This window comes from Actinoalloteichus spitiensis RMV-1378 (genome assembly GCF_000239155.1).
Lineage (GTDB): Bacteria > Actinomycetota > Actinomycetes > Mycobacteriales > Pseudonocardiaceae > Actinoalloteichus_B > Actinoalloteichus_B spitiensis.
Genome location: NZ_AGVX02000505.1, coordinates 1 through 1,431, shown reverse-complemented (window position 1 = coordinate 1,431; position 1,431 = coordinate 1). Strand labels below are relative to the sequence as shown.

Annotated in this window: 1 protein-coding gene; it reads right to left on the bottom strand. The window is 73.0% G+C overall.

Annotation, left to right across the window (positions count from 1 at the left end; all coding sequences use genetic code 11):
* Nucleotides 1–1,431 (bottom strand): PEP/pyruvate-binding domain-containing protein (locus tag ACTIDRAF_RS30090; RefSeq protein ID WP_016700578.1); only part of this gene is annotated, 1,431 nt, incomplete at both ends.

The window sequence follows — 1,431 nt, the reverse complement described above, 5'->3', positions numbered from 1 at the left end:
TGACGAGCCGGTTGCCGCCGCCGCGTCCGCGGGCGGCGGCGCTCATCATGTCGAAGGTCTCCACGCAGTAGGGCCACAGTTCGCCGCGCCACAGCTGGAGGAGCGCCGTGGTGGTGGGGGCGGTGCGGGCTCGGGCTCGGAGCGCGGCGCAGCGGTCGGCGGCGGTGTCCAGGTAGGACGGGAGGCGGCGGTGGGCGATGCGGAGACGGAGGCGGAACGCCGTCACCAGCGGCACCACCTCCCGCAGGGTCGCCCAGCGGCGCAGCGGAACGAGAGGGACCGGTGTTCCGGGTGGGATGCGGCCGAACACGGCGGAGACGGTGTCGGCCATCTGGTCGACGGTGCGGCCGAACGCCGTGCCGAGGGACAGGCTGGTGGAGAGGTTGAGGTAGAAGCGGCCGCCGATGTTCCCCCAGGTGGGGTGCCCCTGGCAGGAGGGGATGCCCATGGTGCGCAGCATGAAGACCTGGACGAAGGACCAGGTGGCGGGGGTCATGACGCTGGGGATGGCCTCGCCGAGGTTGGCGTTGGTCCAGAGGTAGTCGCCGAGGCGGCTGTCGTTCCACTCCGCACGCGGGATGGCCGCCTCGCCCGCCGCTTGGTGGGGCGGCCGAGGGGAGCTGGTGGCCGGTGGGTGGCCCTCGGTTGCCCGCGTCCTGGTGGTGGTGTCCTCGGTCGTCGCGGAGGAGGGGGACCCGGTGGGTAACGGGGGCGTGGGTAGTCCGGTGATGGGGCGGGCCTGGAGCAGGTGGAGGGTGCCGTCGTCGTCGAGCGCCCACTCGACGTCGCTGGGGTGGTCGTGGAGTGCGTCGACGCGCCGTGCGAGGTCGGTGAGCCGGGTGATGTCCTGCTCGGTGAGCACGGGGGCGTGGACGAGGTGGTCGTCGATGGCCTCCTCGCGGACGCCGCCGTCGACGGGGACGGTGCGGACGGTCTTGGCGCTGGTCGTGTGGTGGCGGGTTCGCCCGGTGCGCTGGTCGACGATGACGGTGTCGGGGCTGACCTGGCCGGACACCACCGACTCCCCCAGGCCCCAGGAGGCGTTGATGACCAGTTCGTCGCGGCTGCCGGTGAGCGGGTTGGCGGTGAACAGCACGCCGGCGGCGCGGGCGGGGACGAGGAGTTGCACCACGACGGACATGGCGACGGTGGCCGGGTCGACGTCGTGCCGCTCGCGGTAGGCGACGGCCCAGGGTGTCCACAGGGAGGCCCAGCAGCGGGTGAGCGCGTGGAGGAGGTCCCGTTCTCCCCGCACGTTGAGGACGGTGTCCTGTTGGCCGGCGAAGGACAGCTCGGGCAGGTCCTCGGCGGTGGCGGAGGAGCGGACGGCGACGGGTGGGGTGTCGGGCGCGAGTTCCCGGTAGGCGGTGGTGACCGCGTCGGCGACCTCGGGGGAGTTCCAGGAGTTCGAGGTCAGCCTCAGCGGTCTCC